Below are 15,843 nucleotides of genomic sequence, written 5' to 3' on the forward strand. Positions count from 1 at the left end.
CCTGCTTTTGTTGCCGTTTGTGGCGCAAAAGTCGCTGGGGGAGGGCCAACGAACGCAATTTCAAGGCATCAAATTTGGTTAGGCTTTTATTCTGAAAGCGCCGTCAGGTCGTCCACGGTCAAGATTTGCGGCAATAAGCGGGCGTCGGCGTTCGGTGGATAATATACATATAATGGCACACCTGAACGGCCATGCTTTGCCAAAAAGCGCGTGATATCCGGATCTCTGCGCGTGTAATCGCCCACCATCGTCTGGATACCTGCTCTGGCAAAGGCCGCGCTGGTTTCTGTGCGATCGATTGCGGCCTTCTCATTCACTTTGCACGTCACGCACCAGTCGGCGGTAAAGTAAAGAAATACAGGCTTACCCTCTGCGCGCAATGCGGCCAGCTGCTCTTCATCAAAGGCCAAGCTACCATTTTTCATCGGCTGCGGGGCAGGCGCCAATATGGGGACATTGTCGATGATCAGCGCAGCTGCGACTGTGATACCTAATATGGCGGCAACCACAATTTTGCGGGGCGACCCGGCTTTTTGTTTCCGGCCAAGTTCAAACAGCCGTGACAATAAGATGAGCGCGGCCGTGCCGCCAATGAGCAAGCCGCTGAAACCCGCCAGCTGATATAGCAGCCATAACAAGGCCAATGACGTGAGCGCCATGGGGACAGCCATCCACTGACGGAAGCGGATCATCCACGGACCAGGGCGGGGCATGCGTTTGCGCAAAAGCGGGATGAACGCAATGGCCAGGAAGGGCAAAGCAAGACCAAAGCCAAGCCCTGCAAAAATCAACAATGCCAAGGTCGCTGGCAACAGCAAGGCCGCCCCCATCGCCGCCGCCATGAATGGGCCGGTGCAGGGCGTAGCGACAACAGCTGCCAGCACGCCCGTCCAGAATGAGCCTGACATGCCGCCCTTGCGCGTCAATTTCTCGCCTGCGCCGATGCCGCCGATTTCAAATAGGCCAGCCAGATTTGCGGTGACCGCAATCATGAGCAATAGCAGCAGCAACACAATGGCGGGATCCTGTAACTGGAATGCCCAGCCCACCTCTTCGCCTGCCGTGCGCAAGGCCAGCATGATGCCGCCCAGAACAAGGCAGCTCAGGACGATGCCGACGGTATACGCAACGGCATCACGCCGCGCTTCGCGTTCATCCCCGCCCATTTTGGCAAGGCTCAAAGCTTTCAATCCCAATATCGGGAATACGCAAGGCATGAGGTTCAGGAGCAAGCCACCAAGCACCGAAAAGGCCAATATCCAGCCAAAGCTAAGCGGCGTTTCTTGCCCCTCAATCGCTGCGCCTTTACCCAAAACGGATATAGCCGCACCGCCCGTTGGAATATCGCCGGGCGAAGCACGCACATCAAGTCCCTGCGCATCGTTGAAACGCAATAGGCCCTCAATCTCTCCGGCAAAGGGCTCTTTCACTTCACTGCTGACAATCAACCAGTCACCGGTCCGTCGCGCCGATTGCGGGGCGGCATAGCGGAACAGATTTTCGCTTTGGGCGAAGAACCAGACCCGGTCTGCATCGGCGCTGCGCGGATAGGGGATGGCGATATCAATGCGGTTGCCCTGAATGGTATATCGCGCCTTCCGGTCCAGCGGCACCGGTAATGCACTACGCCACGCATCGAAACCTGCGCGGTCGGACTTACCAATCGACCCTGCGCCCACCGTGATGGGCACCGACAATGTCGCGCTTTCGGGTACGCAGACCAGATCGGAGCAGGCCGACCAGCGCGCGTCGACTTTGATAGCCAAATTCTGCCCAACAATCGCGCTATCCGGGATTTTCAGATCCACCAGAAAAGCATGCTTGGACTTGTAAATATGGTTCATGAAACCGCTGACGATCAACGTGTCAGGCACGGGCGCACGAAGCGGACCAGCATGAATGCCAGCGGGCAGCTGCCATGCCAGCTCAAGCGGCGTTCCGGCATCACCTGGGTTCACCCAATAATCATGCCAGCCGGGCTTCGGATCCATGACAATCGCGACTGTCACGATATCGCCGGGTGCGGGGCTGCGTGTTTCTATCTCCATCGACGCGCGGACATATTGCGGCGCGGCCGCGGCGGGCACTTGCGCATGCGCCATGCCAGTCGTCACAAAAAGCGTCAGCAGAAACTCACACAACCGCAACATTATGCGCTTGGACCTAGTTGATTCTGACGACAGGGTGACGTTGCGGTTCATGCTATTCTCAATGGCACAATGCCCTATGTGTAGGACAGCGGATTATTCAGACCCCAGTTGCACTGGGCCTGCACCCATAGATGGCATCGCCTTTGCCTTTTTCCATCCGCCATGCAGATAATATCCAATTGATAGAATGCAGGATGTAATCGCAGTCGCAACAAATGACCCCCAAATGGCATCCGCACCGAAACGGTCATGTAAACCAAAACCAATGCTGAAACGCACCAAAACTGCGCTGAATATCAGAATGAGCAGAGGAGCAAGCACGGCGCCATTCGCACGCACCGCAAAGGTCACGACAACCGACACCCCCATCAGGACGAAGGTCCACCCAATGACATGGTTAATGTGAATCGCAATATCGATGGCGGGGCTGCCCATGGGTAAAAACAGGCCAAGCAAAGGCGCAGCGAATACAGTCATGAGTAAGATGAGTACACCTGCCAGTAGCAGGTTGATGCCAATTCCTGACCATACAACGCGGCCAACGCGGTCCCATTTATTGGCACCGATATTTTGCGCAACCATGGCGCTGACGGCGCTGCCGACGGCGACCGCTGGCATTTGCACATAGCTCCAAAGCTGATTCATCACGCCAAATGCCGCAGTTGTATTAACGCCTTCACGGTTGACGAGGCCAATCATCACCACAGCAGAGCCCGACATGATGATCATCGACAGGCCCATAGGCAGGCCCATGCGCGCAATCGGTTTCAAGAACCGCGCATCGGGCCGAAGCCATTTTAGTTCAGGCCCGCGCAGGCGAATAGTCAGGTCTCGCGCATAGACCTTGCGCAGCAATAGGCCGAGGCTGATCACCCCAGCCAGGATGGTTGCCAGCGCCGATCCGGCAATGCCCATCGCGGGTATTGGGCCGAAGCCCAAGATGAAAATCGGGTTCAAGATGATGTCGAGAACCACGTTCAACACCGTGTTCCAAAATGGCGTAACCGAATCCCCCACGCCGCGCAGCGACGATGACACAAGCACCATCACGAAAGAGGCTGGCATCGACAGGAAGATGACACGCAAATAAGCAAGCGCCAGCGGATAGACCGATTCTGGCGTTGCCATCAGGCGCAGCATTTGTGGTGCAAAGATCCAGCCCGCCGCCGCCGTGACAAGGCCCGCCGCAAGGAAAATGCCGAATGCGGTGCCCATGATGCGGCGGACAGATTCCACGTCACGCCGGCCCATATTCTGACCAATCAATATGGTCGTTGCCATGGTGAAGCCGAACAAAGTGGAGAACATCAAAAACATGATGAGCCCCGCATTGGCCGATGCAGCTAGCGCCTCTTCACCCAAAAATTGACCAATCCATACCGAATTGACCGAATGGTTCAGCGACTGGAGAATGTTCACCCCAAGCGAGGGCAGGGCGAATAGAAACAAAGTCTTCGCTACTGGACCAATGGTCAGGTCGCGTTGATGGGCGGGCGCAACTATGACGCAATACCTTCGCTATTATTGGTCCGGACGGCAGTCACCCTAACCGCTTTAGTGCCGCGGTCAGCTGTTCGGCTTCCGCAGCTTTCTCGGCATGATCCGCGCGCGCCTTTTCCACCGCTTCGGGCTTTGCCTTTTCCACGAAGGCGGCATTGGACAGGCGACCAGCGAGCGCATCACGCTCTTTGGTGGCGGCCTCAATGGCCTTGGTGATCCGGCTGCGTTCGGCGTCAAGGTCGATGACGCCGTCGAGTGCGAATACAATGGTGTCTTCGCCCACGACAATTTGCGCGACATTATTGGTTTCAACGGGCGCATAAGCAAAGGCATCAATGCGACCGAGACGCGACAAAGCAGCGCCTTGAAGTTCGATGACGGAGATTGTCGACGGCTGTGGGCCCGCGATATTGGCGATCAGGCGCGTGCCCGGCGCTATGTTCAATTCCGCCTTGAACGAACGGGTTTTACTGATCGTGTCGATGACCCAATTGATCTCGGCCACTGCCTCTGCATCAACCGTGGCATTTAGCTCCGGCCACTTCGCGTGGATGATGTCAGACGCGCGAGGATGATCTGCGTCGGACAAAGCGTGCCATAATTCCTCGGTAATGAACGGCATGAAGGGGTGGAGCATCACCAAAATCTGGTCGAGCACCCAGCCTGCGACGATTTTGGACTCTTCATCCATTTCGCCTTTTTCACCGTCGACGAAAGCTGGCTTGATCAGTTCGAGATACCAGTCACAAAACTGGTCGAAAACCATGTGATACAGCACATCGGCCATGCCGTCGAAACGAAACTCAGCGAAGGCCTTATTCAGTTTTTCAACGGTGCTGACAACTTCGCCAATGATCCAGCGGTTGACTGCCAATTCCGCCTTAGGCGCTTGTACGTTGTGCGACCCGCTTATGCCATTGGATTGCGCAAAGCGTGCGGCGTTCCAGAGCTTGGTTGCAAAGTTACGATAGCCGGCAACGCGGCTTTCATCCATTTTGATGTCGCGGCCCTGGCTTTCCATCGCGGCCATGAAGAAGCGCAAGGCATCCGCGCCATATGCGTCAATCAGCCCAAGCGGATCGACCGTATTGCCCTTTGACTTGGACATTTTGCTGCCATCTGCTGCGCGGACAAGGCCGTGCAGATAGAGCGTTTTCCAAGGCACTTCTTTCATGAAGTGAATGCCCTGCATCGCCATCCGCGCATCCCAGAAAAACAATATGTCGAAACCGGAAATCAGCACATCATTGGGGTAATGGCGGTTGAGTGCATCGCTTTCGTCCGGCCAACCCAAAGTTCCAAAGGGCCAAAGCGCGGACGAGAACCATGTGTCGAGGACGTCAGGGTCGCGCGTCAGTTCGACACCAGCACCCGCAAGTGCTTGCGCGGCCTCTTCGGTTTCGGCAACATAGCATGTGCCATCGGCAGCAAACCACGCCGGTATTTGGTGCCCCCACCATAATTGGCGGCTGACGCACCATGGCTGGATATTTTCCATCCAGTTGAAATAGGTTTTTTCCCAAGACTTCGGCACGATGTCGAAACCGCCATTGGCCTTGCCTTTGCGCGCGGCTTCGATGGCGGGCTTAGCCAATGTTTCGGCGTCCACATACCATTGGTCGGTCAACCATGGCTCAATCACTTGGTTCGACCTGTCGCCAAAGGGTGTTTGGATGACGCGGTCTTCGACTTTTTCGAGAAGGCCCAAGGCGTCCATCGCCTCAACCACCATCTTGCGCGCATTGGTCGGCTCGCCTTCAATGCCAAAGCGATATTGCCCGATATATTCTGCCGGAATAAGCCCATCGGCAGTTTGCACGACGCGGCCTTCGCCATCGAGCATGTTGAACATGTCGCTCGCCTTGAAACCGGCGCGCTTGCCGACCTCAAAGTCGTTGAAATCATGTCCCGGTGTGATTTTCACAGCGCCCGAACCCAATTCAGGGTCAGCATGCTCGTCGGTAACAATCGGGATCAAGCGGCCGGTGATCGGCAAAAGGACATTTTTGCCCACCAGATGCGCGTAACGTTCATCCGACGGGTTCACCGCAACTGCCATGTCGGCCAGCATTGTTTCGGGCCGTGTGGTGGCGACACTTATGTATCCGCCGCCATCTTCCAACGGATATTTGAAATGCCAGAATTTGCCGTTGATCTCGCGCGTTTCAACCTCAAGATCCGAAATCGCCGTTTTCAGGCCGGGATCCCAGTTGACGAGGCGCTTGTCGCGGTACAGCAGGCCTTGGTTGTAAAGCTCAACAAACACCTTGATGACGGCCTTTGAAAAGCCTTCATCCATGGTAAAGCGTTCATTCTCCCAATCCATCGAGCAGCCGAGGCGGCGTAACTGGCCGGTAATCTCGCCGCCGCTTTCCGCCTTCCATTCCCACACCTTGGCGACAAATTCGTCGCGGGTGAAATCGGTGCGCTTTTGCTGCCGCGCATTTAACTGCCGTTCGACGACCATCTGTGTCGCAATGCCCGCATGGTCCGTGCCCACCACCCATAACGCATCCTTGCCCTGCAAACGAGCGTGGCGGATCAGTATATCCTGCAAGGTATTGTCGAGCGCATGGCCGATGTGCAAGCTGCCCGTCACATTGGGCGGCGGGTTTACGATTGTGTAGGGCTCTGCATTGGGACGATTGGGACGAAATGCGCCCGTGGATTCCCAATGCGCATACCATTTCGCCTCAATCACGGCGGGGTCGAAAGTCTTATCGATAGTCATGGCTTCGTGCCATAACGAGCCTAGCCGGAAAGGGAAACCCTCCCGGCGCGTCCTGCCAAAACAAGTTCAGGATGATTGGAGTGCGGCTACGCCACCCGTCGCCGGAAAACGAAAAACGCCGCTGCAAAACCGCCCGCTACGAGCAAGCTCAACCACAATTCCTTCGACGCCGCCGGATCAAGGCCCTTTGCGACCAAGATTACCAACATCGCCGCTATCGCAACATAAGTGCCAAAGGGGTGGAACCACATCTTGATTTGCAATCGGCCGGGGTCCTCCGCCTCATATTTACGGCGCAGCTTCAGCTGTGCAGCGGATGTCATGAGATATAGAAGAAGCATCGTCACGCCGCAGCTATTAATGAGGAAGCTAAACACCACATCACGCGACACCGCGTCGGCGGCGAGCGCGAAATAGCTGAACAGGCTAGCGATCAATATGGCGCGCACGGGCACTTTGCGGTTGTTGACCTGCACCAGCCATAAAGGCGCGTCCTTATGCTTCGCGAGGCCGAACAAAGCGCGCGAGGTAACATATAGGCCGGAGTTCAAGCAGGACAGCACGGCGACAAGCACAACAGCCTCCATAATCAGCTGACCCGCGGGTAAGCCCATATAGGCAAGCGTGGTGGCAAAGGGCGACACCTTGGGCACGATCTCAGTCCATGGCACGACGGACACGATGAGGAAGATTGACAGCACATAGAACACAAGGATGCGCAGTGTGACCGATACGGTCATGCGGCTAATGACTTTAGAAGGCTCTTCGGATTCGGCGGCAGCGATGGTCGCGATTTCCGCGCCAACAAGGCTGAATATGGTCGAGGTTGCCGCCGCCAATACGACGCCCCAGCCATTGGGGATAAAGCCGTCATGCGCGGTCAAATTGCCAAAGGTCGAACCGCTGCCTGAAGTTAGGCCAAAGGCCCATGCCGCGCAGACCAGAATGAAGACGATGATTGCGGCGACCTTGATTGACGAGAACCAAAATTCAAATTCACCATATGCGCGCGCGGACATAAGGTTCACGGCGGTCAAAATCGCCATCAGCGCTATGCCGATACCAAGCTCAGGCACGGCAGGGAACCATCCATGCAGGATTTGCGCGCCAGCAATTGCCTCAATCGCGACCACGACAACCCAAAAATACCAATAGAGCCAGCCGGACAGGAATCCGGCCAAATGGCCAAGGCCGGCGCGCGCAAAGTCCGGGAAGGTTTGTACGCCATCAACGGCTATCGCCATTTCGGAGATCATCCGCATGACCAGCAAGATAATGAACCCGGCAATGGCAAAGGAGAATACAGCGGCAGGACCGGCTTGGCTGATGGTGGTCGAAGAACCAACGAATAGACCCGCACCAATGATGCCGCCAATCGCGATCATGGAGACATGGCGCGACTTTAAACTGCGCGACAGCTCCGCCCCGCCATTGGTTTCGGTTGCCACATTATGCGCAATGTCCGTCATATTCTTCCCCCACTTTATTCGGCGCAATAGCACATGGCCATTAGCGGACGGTTTTTCCGCCCTGCATCACATGCGCAACATTTTCCAATATACGGATATTTGTAAGCGGGTCACCGTCCACCGCCACCAGATCGGCAAAGCGCCCCGGTGCGATACTCCCGAGGGCGTCGTCCTTGCCCAATAACTCGGCCGCGCGGATTGTTGCGCTTTGGATGGCCTGCATCGGGGTCATGCCGTAGCGGACCATATATGCAAATTGCCGCCCATTTTGTCCGTGTGGATAGACGCCGCTGTCGGTGCCATATGCAATATTCACGCCCATTTTGACGGCCTGTGTAAAGCGAGCGCGCTGAATATCGGTGGTTTCACGGTTCTTGCGCAGATATTCTTCAGGCCATTTTTCGCGTGTTCCGATATCATCAATATAATCGCCATTATAGATATCCATCACCAGCCAGGTGCCGCTGGCTTTCGCCATTGCCAGCGCTTCATCGTCGATCAGGCTGGCATGTTCGATGGAACGCACGCCTGCACGGATCGCGTTTTTAATGCCAACCGCGCCATGGGCATGTGCGGTGACAAATTTGCCCTTTGCCTTTGCGGTTTGAACGACCGCGCGCAGCTGCGCTTCACTAAGCTCCGGCTCGCCAGGTTCCGTGCCGATGGCTAGCACGGCGCCCGTAGCGATGGTTTTAATGAAGTCAGCGCCTTGTTCTATGAGGAACGCCGTCTTACTTGCGGCTTCTTCAGGTGTGCTGGCAATCCCAAGTCGCATGTCGGCAGGCAATTGGTCATTGGGCACAACACCGTTCAATTCGCCGCCGCCCTTGGGCAGGGTGATATAGGCACCGGCAACGAACATGCGCGGCCCCGGAACATGCCCAAAGTTGATCGCATCGCGTAAGGCGATATCGGTGAGTCCCCTATAGGTGCCGACATCGCGGACCGCTGTGAACCCAGCCTCTAATGTCAGCCGGGCATTATGCGCGCCCAGCAAGGCCGTTGCCGCAGGTGATGTTTTGATGGGCAGCGCGAGGTCTGCGCTTTGGCCGGCGTCCGCCAAATGGGTGTGGAGGTCAATCAAGCCTGGAAGAACGGTGAATACCGACCAGTCTACCCGTTTCGCGCCCTTTGGCGTTGCGCCACAGGGTGCAACTGCCGTGATCCGGTCGTCGGTGACGCTGATGCATTGATTGGCGAGAACGGTGCCTGCTCGAACATCCACGAGCTTGCCCGTTGCAATGTAAAGGTCGGAGGCATGTGCCGCCATTGGCAGAAAGGTGAAAAGCACCGCCAATGATGCCAGAATGGGCATGATACGCATGTTGCCCTTACGGCACACAGTTTTCATCACCCTTTTTTGGTGATGCGTGTGATTTCGCGTTCGACCATCGCTTCGACGATGGGTGGCAAATGCGTGTCGAGCCAATCTTTCAGCATGGGACGCAACAGGTCGCGCGTCAGTCCCTCAAGCGAGGTTTCGCCGGACCGAACAATCTGTGGTGTTGCGCCAGGCTCTGACAAAGTCTGTAGCGCGGAAAAGCTGTGGCGCAGGCTCTGCGCCTTATTGTTATCTAACAAAACTTCGCCACTGCGCGCATTTTGATCGGCGTCAGTTAGCTCAAGGACTTCGTTTTCTTCGATATCCGACACGGCGGACTTCGCCGCACGCTTTGTAACGGGGCGATCGCGGTCATCGTCAGCGATGATCCGTTTGATCGAGGCCAAGATTTCATCCATCGAAGGTTCGTTTCGGCTGTCCGCCATATTTTCAGCCCTTAGGTAAATTACCGACTTCTGCCGTCGGTAACGATTGGCTCTATTTCTGCCTTTTGCGCAGCCGTGTCAACGGTACGGGTTGATTTGGCGACGGGGTCACGTTGTGACGACCAGTCATTCCACGCACCGTCGACCTTTTGATAATCAGCGACGGGATCGTATAATGTTCCGCCTTCTAGGCCCAAATCGCGCGCTTCGGCTTTGCCCATTGCGGCCAACAAAGTGAAACCGGCAACATAGGCGTTGCGGCGTGCGGCGACGAGTTGCACCTTGCTGTTCAGCAATTCTTGCTCCGCGTTCAATATGTCCAATATGGTACGGTTACCAACGCCATTTTCTGCGCGCGTGCCCTCAAGCGACAATTCGTTTGCAGATACTGCGCGTTCGGAAGCGGCGATGACATCCAGTGCAGCCCGCCAGCTCGCGAAAGAGGCGCGGGTCTGCGCAATCACCTCACGTTCGGCGGCGATTTCCAGTTCCTGGGCTTGGCCAAGCCGAGCTTGCGCCTGTCGGATTTGCGCAGCAGGCTGTCCACCTTGATATAAGGGTAAAGTAGCCCGAACGCCCGCTTGCGCATTTAACGCGCTGTTGTCTGCTACAAAGCCCGGAATATTTGAAGAGATCGAATTCAAAGCATTGGAGTAAGATGACGACGTAAAGACGCTGATCGTTGGCAGACGCGATGCATTTGCTGCGCGGCGATCAAAGCGGGCTGCTTCACGTGCTTCGCGTGCCGCGATCAAATCGGGGTTGCTGTCCAAAGCCACGGTCACGGCGCTGTCGGGCGTTGATGGCAAATTGGGTAAGGGCGGCGGCGCTTCCAACTGCCCAGGTTCCCGCCCGACCAATTGGATATAGACCTCTTTCGAACGGATCAGATTGGCGCGTGCGGTTTCCAAGTTGCTCGTTGCGAGCGCGAGCCGTGCTTCGGATTGCGCGACATCGGTGCGGGTCAAATCGCCGATTTCAAAACGGTCACGCGTGGCATCCAGATTTACCGACAGCACCCCAACCTGCGCGCGGTTCAGATCAACGATCGACTCATCGCGAATGACATCCATATAAGCGCCGACCACCGCCGAGAAGATCGCGCTTTCGGTACCACGCAGATTGGCAAAGCCTGCCTCCACCCGGTTTTCCGCTGCGCGCACCGCGTTTTTAATGCCGCCGCCGGCGTATAAGGGCGCTGCAATCGTGCCGTTTACATTGATGCCACGGGCTTGAACCACGGATCCGCCGCTGTCCTGAACGACATTTTCGACATAGGTTGGCTGCACCGTGATATCCGGACGACCATTGGCCTTCGCCAACGGAACGCCTTCATTGGTTGCGCGCTGCCCCTGACGTGCTGCGGTTAGGTTCGGGTTGGTTTCATAAGCGGACACCAAGGCGTCACGCAGCGTGTCCGCGTTGGCAGGCGCGGCCAATCCGGCGGAGCTCAGCAAAGCGACTATGAGCAGGCGGCGGGTGCTCAAAATACGAACTCCGGTTTGCGGGCAAAGGCCGGCAGCGGGGCAATTTCGCTATCCTCAAATGATTTCAACGCAATCTTCCCCTTGTGAACATAGCCCTTGGCCAGACGCGTGACCGCACCTTCGATGATGCCGGTCACCAATCGCGCGCCGTCGGCGGCGAGATTCACCAACGCAGAGGGTAACTCTTCTGCTGCGCCATCAATGATGATCAACGCAAAGGGCGCCGCCGATTGTGCTGCCGAAACATTGTCCGCCGTTACACAAACGAGCGCGTTGACCCGTGTGCGCAAGATCGCGGCGACATAACCATCCGCTTTGCCAACCAACAAAACATGATCATCTGCGCGCACATCAGCCGCCTGTAGTAGCAACGCGGCAGAAACAGCAGGGTTGAGGGCAGAACCATCGTCCAACGCAATCGACCGGTCCATATACGCCGTGGATCGGTGGATGACCGGCACGAAATCTTCACGCGGGATGTTGCCCATCGCGGCCAGCACCCATGCGTCGGTTACGCCACTGGTACGCAGCTGGCTGTCCACCATAGACCGCCGCATTTCTTCAAAATTCACTGATTCCATCGGAATATTTCCATTAACTTGCTGGCCATGTGGCACAGCTGTATTGCAAACACAATACAGCCCTTGAGTCTGGTTCTAGCCAGCCTTGCCTCTTACGCCAAGCGGGATTCAGACAAACAGCCTATTTCGGGATGCAAATAGCAACTTTTCCTGCCGCTTGTGGCGGACGGGGCACAAGGCGTCAGATTGCCGGTTGCATTGAATTGGCCAAGCCGCTAAACGCCCGCCTTCACCACATAATGGCGTTGCTTTTCAGGCAAGTTATTGTTCAGGGGCCCGATGGCGGAGTGGTGACGCAGAGGACTGCAAATCCTTGCACGCCGGTTCGATTCCGGCTCGGGCCTCCATACACCTCACAGATAAAACCCCAACGACACCTTCAGCCCCGAAACGCCGCCTTTCTGCGGCCCTCCGGGCTTAGTGCCGCTGCTCTAAAGTCTCTGCAGAGACCAAAAGAGGGCCAAATCGCCTTGATTTGACCCTCAGTCTCTACGCGCAATAGCCTGTGACACTTATAGTAGGAGGTGCATTCTATGCAGCATGCCGGATGCCTAAAAACTTCCGTTGACCATCCCAGTCCAGAGGCATATCCCGAGACAGCAGTTTCTCCGGATCAAGCCCTAAAGGTGCCTTTCCAGTAAGCAGCGCTTTCTGGATATCGGGCGCCAATAGTCCGATAGCAATGCGCTCACGTGTCCATTCGTTGATGGGCGTGGACATTTGCTCGTGCATCTCGGGATGAAGTGGTGAGGCGTTCAACTCTGTCAGCTTGCGGTGCGAGGTTCGTACCAGTTCGGCTAAAACTCTTCTTTGTTCCGGGGCATCCAAGAAGCAGTCGGAGGATCGCACCGACCTGCCGCGTCGCACTGGCCGCGCATCAAGAGACAGTAAGAGATCGTCACTGTCTATTTTAGCTGCCGGGTCGATCTGCTGTGCTTTGTCGAGAAGAGTATCTCTGCAGGCATTGGGTTCGATCAATGCCTGAATGTCGAGTATCACCGTTAGCGTGGTCGCTGAGAATGTTACCCTCTTCATGGCGCCGAAGATCTCTGGTTCAGACCCGTTTGGAGGAAGAAGAGAGACGAGCTGAGACTGCACGAACCTCTCAGTGCGCTCCGCCGACAGTCTATCGCCAAGGGGAGTTGTACTTCCAGCTTTGAGCCTACCGAGCGGAAGCAATGTGCCGCTTACATAATAACGATATATCTTCTTACCTCGCCCATACCCAAAGCTTGGCCGCATTGGCTGACCTTGAGCATCAAAGATTTTGTCGTGAAGAGGGCAGGCTGCAGAGCGCGCTCGCCTTTGCACAAACTTGTGGTGGTTTGCGGCAAGACGGTCCTGCACTTGCTGGAACAGGTCCGTGTCGATGATGGCATCATGCTCGCCAGGATAAGACTTATCCTTGTGGGTTATTTCGCCGAGGTAAATCCGATTACGCAGCAGATAAGAAAGCCCGCTTGGGCCGTAAAGATATCCGCCCCGCTCCTTCCCACTTCGCGCTGTCCATCGTTTGGATCGGATGTTGTTTTGGTCAAGATCTTTGGCGAGAGAGACGAGGGAGTTTAGCTCAAGATAGCGCTTGAATATGTAACGGACCTGTTCCGCCTCTATTGGGTTTGCATCCAGCCTACGGTTCCCGAGGTCATAGCCTTTAGGGATGCTCCCGCCCATCCAGATACCACGTGCCATGGATGCAGCAATCTTGTCCCTGATTCGCTCGCCTGTGACCTCGCGTTCGAACTGCGCAAAGGACAAGAGGACATTGAGCGTAAGCCGGCCCATACTGTTGGTTGTATTGAACGCTTGGGTCACGCTCACGAATGAAGCTTTATTGTTATCGAACGTTTCAACGATGCGGGCGAAGTCCGTGAGGCTTCGGGTCAATCGATCGACCTTATAAACTACTACTATATCAACCTGGCCTTTGGAGATCTCATCGAGAAGCCGTTTAAGAGCAGGTCGCTCCATATTACCGCCCGACCATCCACCATCGTCATAAACTTGCGGCAGGCATTCCCAGCCTTCGCCAGCTTGGCTTTGGATATACGCCTCGCAGGCGGCACGCTGCGCATCCAAGCTGTTGAAGTTCTGCTCAAGGCCTTCATCGGTGGATTTACGGGTATAGATCGCGCAGCGGAACTTTGTCTTGGCTTCGGTCATCGTACGTTGACACCCCGCAGGCCAAAGAACCGCGGTCCGTTCCACCGGCGGCCAGTGATATGACGGGCAACTTCTGAGAGGCTACCAAAGGTCTGCCCCTCAAAGACCACGCCGCTCTCGATCACGACCACCTCGTAGCGCTGGCCTGCCCATTCGCGCGCCAATCGCATACCTGGCTGGGCAGCAGGCCGCAGGACGTTTTGCTCCTTAGCGAGTATCCGCCGCGTCGCAGCATCGAGATCGCCGAAAGCATCGGCTTGGATGCGCCAAGCCAGCACGCGCCGCAACAAATCTGCCGCTCGATGCTTAGGCGGCGGACCATAGCGTTTCTGCCATTCTGCTCTAACGTCCGCTAATGACATATCAATAAGCTCGGCGGCGACAGCGGTGGCCTGCTTCTTGCGGCTTGACGATTTTAACATAGGTGGTCTCCGATCGCAGCAGGCCCAATGCCTGCTGCCACCACCCAGAGCCCCCCGGTTAGAGCCGGCAGGGCAAGCCGCTTCGATCAGTGCCGAAGTGCAATGTGCTGTTGCTCGTATTTAGAGCACAGTCCAGTCGAGTTTGCATTAAAAGTGGATGCTCGGGACTGTAAGGGTTGGGTGTATGCAGTACCCGTCATTAACCGCTGATAAATTCTACCGCTCCGGCAAATGTCTGCTTTGCGCCCAGTTACAGACATTCTGCGTCCTAATTGGCCATTACAAAGGCGGACGCTAGAAAAGCACATTGGAGAAGGCTAACATGTTGGGCGATCCGGAATGGCGGCTTTTGAATTAGAATTTGAGGTAAGCTGCGCTTCATTCAGAAAGCTGCCTACGATGATCCAACAGTGTGAATTTCCGGCGGACTAATGCAGTCCTCAAGGGCGTCGGATGACACAACGAAAACCGATATGGCTGGTCGAAGTGTCGATCATTTCCGGGTGTCTCGCAGCCGGACGATAGCGTTGACAGTAATTGGCAGCGCAAAGATGCGATCCACCCTTCAAAACTTTGCGGCCGATCCGGATTTGGGGTTGGCTGGGATCAAAGCTATCGCGCAGGCTGCCGCCTCTCGGATTGCTGACAGAGCAACAGGCGTTCCGGACCTTTTCCCGATGGAGTAGGTCGTGTTGGTCAACCCACCAGTCTGAAGTCCACTCCCAGACATTGCCGATCATGTCGAACAACCCATAGCCGTTGGCGGGAAAACTCCTTACTGGCGAGGTCCGTTCCCAACCGTCGTCGAGCGTATTTGAAATTGGGAACTGGCCTTGCCAGTAGTTCGCCATCATTTGCCCTTCGGGCGCGAGTTCATCGCCCCAGGCGAACTCTTTTTCATCCAGCCCACCGCGCGCGGCATATTCGTGCTCGGCCTCGGTCGGCAAGCTCTTGCCTGCCCATTTTGCAAATGCCGTAGCATCGTGCCATGAGACATGGACAACAGGATGGTCCCAAAGGTCGAGTGCATCGAGATCGCTATCTAGGCCCCATGGATGCCGCCAGTCCGCGCCAAGCGTGAATGACCACCAAAGGTTGACCTGGTCGAGCGGAACCGGATGGCCGGTCTTGTTGAAGACAAGCGATCCGGGATGCGCCAGTTCGGGAAGCATGCCGGGATAGTCTTTGGAATCGGGTGCGATTTCCGCAGTGGTGATGTGCCCAGAATGCTCAACAAAGCGGGCGAAACTGCGATTGGTTACCGGGACCTCATCGACCCAGAAACTATCGAGCTTGACCTGCCTTGTTGGGCCTTCCTCTGGGTATCCATGCGTCGATCCCATGGTGAAGGTTCCGCCGGGGATATGACGCATTCCTGCGTGATCGGGCGGCAGGAGGTTCGCAACCATGTCATTCCTGCTCCCTTGCGACATCACGCGTTCTGGTGGCAGGTGTCAGTGCAGCCATTGCAGTAAGGCCAAGGACAAGCGAAGCAATCATTACCCAGTCGCTGCCCTTGACGCCATATACAGCCGCAGCAATAGCTGGACCGACGGCGATGCCGACTTTCTGC

General features: G+C 56.1%; 11 protein-coding genes and 1 tRNA gene. 1 reads left to right on the plus strand and 11 read right to left on the minus strand.

The features are described 5' to 3' along the window. Positions 1-86 precede the first annotated feature (86 nt). From ACILP4_RS06895 to ACILP4_RS06930, 8 genes are all read right to left on the minus strand, one after another. The gene (locus ACILP4_RS06895; RefSeq protein ID WP_395620000.1) at positions 87-2,201 is read right to left on the minus strand and encodes a protein-disulfide reductase DsbD family protein; all 2,115 of its coding nucleotides are present in this window, start codon (positions 2,199-2,201) and stop codon (positions 87-89) included. Positions 2,202-2,243: 42 nt separating this feature from the next. Next, positions 2,244-3,599: an MATE family efflux transporter gene (locus ACILP4_RS06900; RefSeq protein WP_395620001.1), complete on the minus strand. Its 1,356-nt coding sequence runs from the start codon at positions 3,597-3,599 to the stop codon at positions 2,244-2,246. Between the two features lie 91 nt (positions 3,600-3,690). Continuing rightward, positions 3,691-6,381, minus strand: coding sequence for a valine--tRNA ligase (locus ACILP4_RS06905; protein WP_395620002.1), 2,691 nt, complete (start codon positions 6,379-6,381; stop codon positions 3,691-3,693). 86 nt (positions 6,382-6,467) lie between these two features. Then, on the minus strand, positions 6,468-7,850 hold the full coding sequence (locus tag ACILP4_RS06910) for an amino acid permease (protein WP_395620003.1): 1,383 nt from the start codon (positions 7,848-7,850) through the stop codon (positions 6,468-6,470). 40 nt (positions 7,851-7,890) lie between these two features. Beyond that, positions 7,891-9,174 carry an amidohydrolase family protein gene (locus ACILP4_RS06915; RefSeq protein WP_395620004.1) on the minus strand — a complete coding sequence of 428 codons (1,284 nt, stop codon included), beginning with the start codon at positions 9,172-9,174 and terminating at the stop codon, positions 7,891-7,893. Positions 9,175-9,200: 26 nt separating this feature from the next. Next, a complete protein-coding gene (locus ACILP4_RS06920) occupies positions 9,201-9,617 on the minus strand; it encodes a DUF2497 domain-containing protein (RefSeq protein ID WP_395620005.1) in 417 nt (138 codons plus the stop codon). Positions 9,618-9,637: 20 nt separating this feature from the next. Then, complete coding sequence (locus ACILP4_RS06925) at positions 9,638-11,104, minus strand: TolC family outer membrane protein (protein WP_395620006.1); 1,467 nt, start codon at positions 11,102-11,104, stop codon at positions 9,638-9,640. Next, positions 11,101-11,685 (minus strand): protein-L-isoaspartate O-methyltransferase, encoded by a 585-nt coding sequence (locus tag ACILP4_RS06930; RefSeq protein WP_395620007.1) that lies wholly within the window; start codon positions 11,683-11,685, stop codon positions 11,101-11,103. Before ACILP4_RS06930 ends, ACILP4_RS06925 begins: the two co-directional genes overlap by 4 nt. 273 nt (positions 11,686-11,958) lie before the next feature. Between ACILP4_RS06930 and ACILP4_RS06935 the strand changes: the two genes are divergently transcribed. After that, a tRNA-Cys gene (locus ACILP4_RS06935) sits at positions 11,959-12,032 on the plus strand. Between the two features lie 184 nt (positions 12,033-12,216). Here the strand turns inward: ACILP4_RS06935 and ACILP4_RS06940 are convergent. The 3 genes from ACILP4_RS06940 to ACILP4_RS06950 form a co-directional block, all read right to left on the minus strand. Beyond that, the gene (locus ACILP4_RS06940; protein ID WP_395620008.1) at positions 12,217-13,848 is read right to left on the minus strand and encodes a recombinase family protein; all 1,632 of its coding nucleotides are present in this window, start codon (positions 13,846-13,848) and stop codon (positions 12,217-12,219) included. Continuing rightward, the gene (locus ACILP4_RS06945; protein WP_395620009.1) at positions 13,845-14,270 is read right to left on the minus strand and encodes a DUF2924 domain-containing protein; all 426 of its coding nucleotides are present in this window, start codon (positions 14,268-14,270) and stop codon (positions 13,845-13,847) included. The genes ACILP4_RS06940 and ACILP4_RS06945 overlap by 4 nt, the downstream gene beginning before the upstream one ends. Positions 14,271-14,710: 440 nt before the next feature. Then, a complete protein-coding gene (locus ACILP4_RS06950; RefSeq protein ID WP_395620014.1) occupies positions 14,711-15,643 on the minus strand; it encodes a formylglycine-generating enzyme family protein in 933 nt (310 codons plus the stop codon). Positions 15,644-15,843 lie beyond the last annotated feature (200 nt).

The organism is Sphingorhabdus sp. (genome assembly GCF_044239045.1).
In the GTDB taxonomy this organism is placed as follows: domain Bacteria; phylum Pseudomonadota; class Alphaproteobacteria; order Sphingomonadales; family Sphingomonadaceae; genus Sphingorhabdus_B.

What these genes read in the sequence shown, in the direction of transcription:
- ACILP4_RS06895 (WP_395620000.1), bottom strand. Translation starts at nt 2,201, where the DNA reads ATGAACCGCAACGTCACCCTGTCGTCAGAATCAACTAGGTCCAAGCGC.
- ACILP4_RS06905 (WP_395620002.1), bottom strand. Translation starts at nt 6,381, where the DNA reads ATGACTATCGATAAGACTTTCGACCCCGCCGTGATTGAGGCGAAATGG.
- ACILP4_RS06910 (WP_395620003.1), bottom strand. Translation starts at nt 7,850, where the DNA reads ATGACGGACATTGCGCATAATGTGGCAACCGAAACCAATGGCGGGGCG.
- ACILP4_RS06915 (WP_395620004.1), bottom strand. Translation starts at nt 9,174, where the DNA reads ATGCGTATCATGCCCATTCTGGCATCATTGGCGGTGCTTTTCACCTTT.
- ACILP4_RS06920 (WP_395620005.1), bottom strand. Translation starts at nt 9,617, where the DNA reads ATGGCGGACAGCCGAAACGAACCTTCGATGGATGAAATCTTGGCCTCG.
- ACILP4_RS06930 (WP_395620007.1), bottom strand. Translation starts at nt 11,685, where the DNA reads ATGGAATCAGTGAATTTTGAAGAAATGCGGCGGTCTATGGTGGACAGC.
- ACILP4_RS06940 (WP_395620008.1), bottom strand. Translation starts at nt 13,848, where the DNA reads ATGACCGAAGCCAAGACAAAGTTCCGCTGCGCGATCTATACCCGTAAA.
- ACILP4_RS06945 (WP_395620009.1), bottom strand. Translation starts at nt 14,270, where the DNA reads ATGTTAAAATCGTCAAGCCGCAAGAAGCAGGCCACCGCTGTCGCCGCC.
- ACILP4_RS06950 (WP_395620014.1), bottom strand. Translation starts at nt 15,643, where the DNA reads ATGCGTCATATCCCCGGCGGAACCTTCACCATGGGATCGACGCATGGA.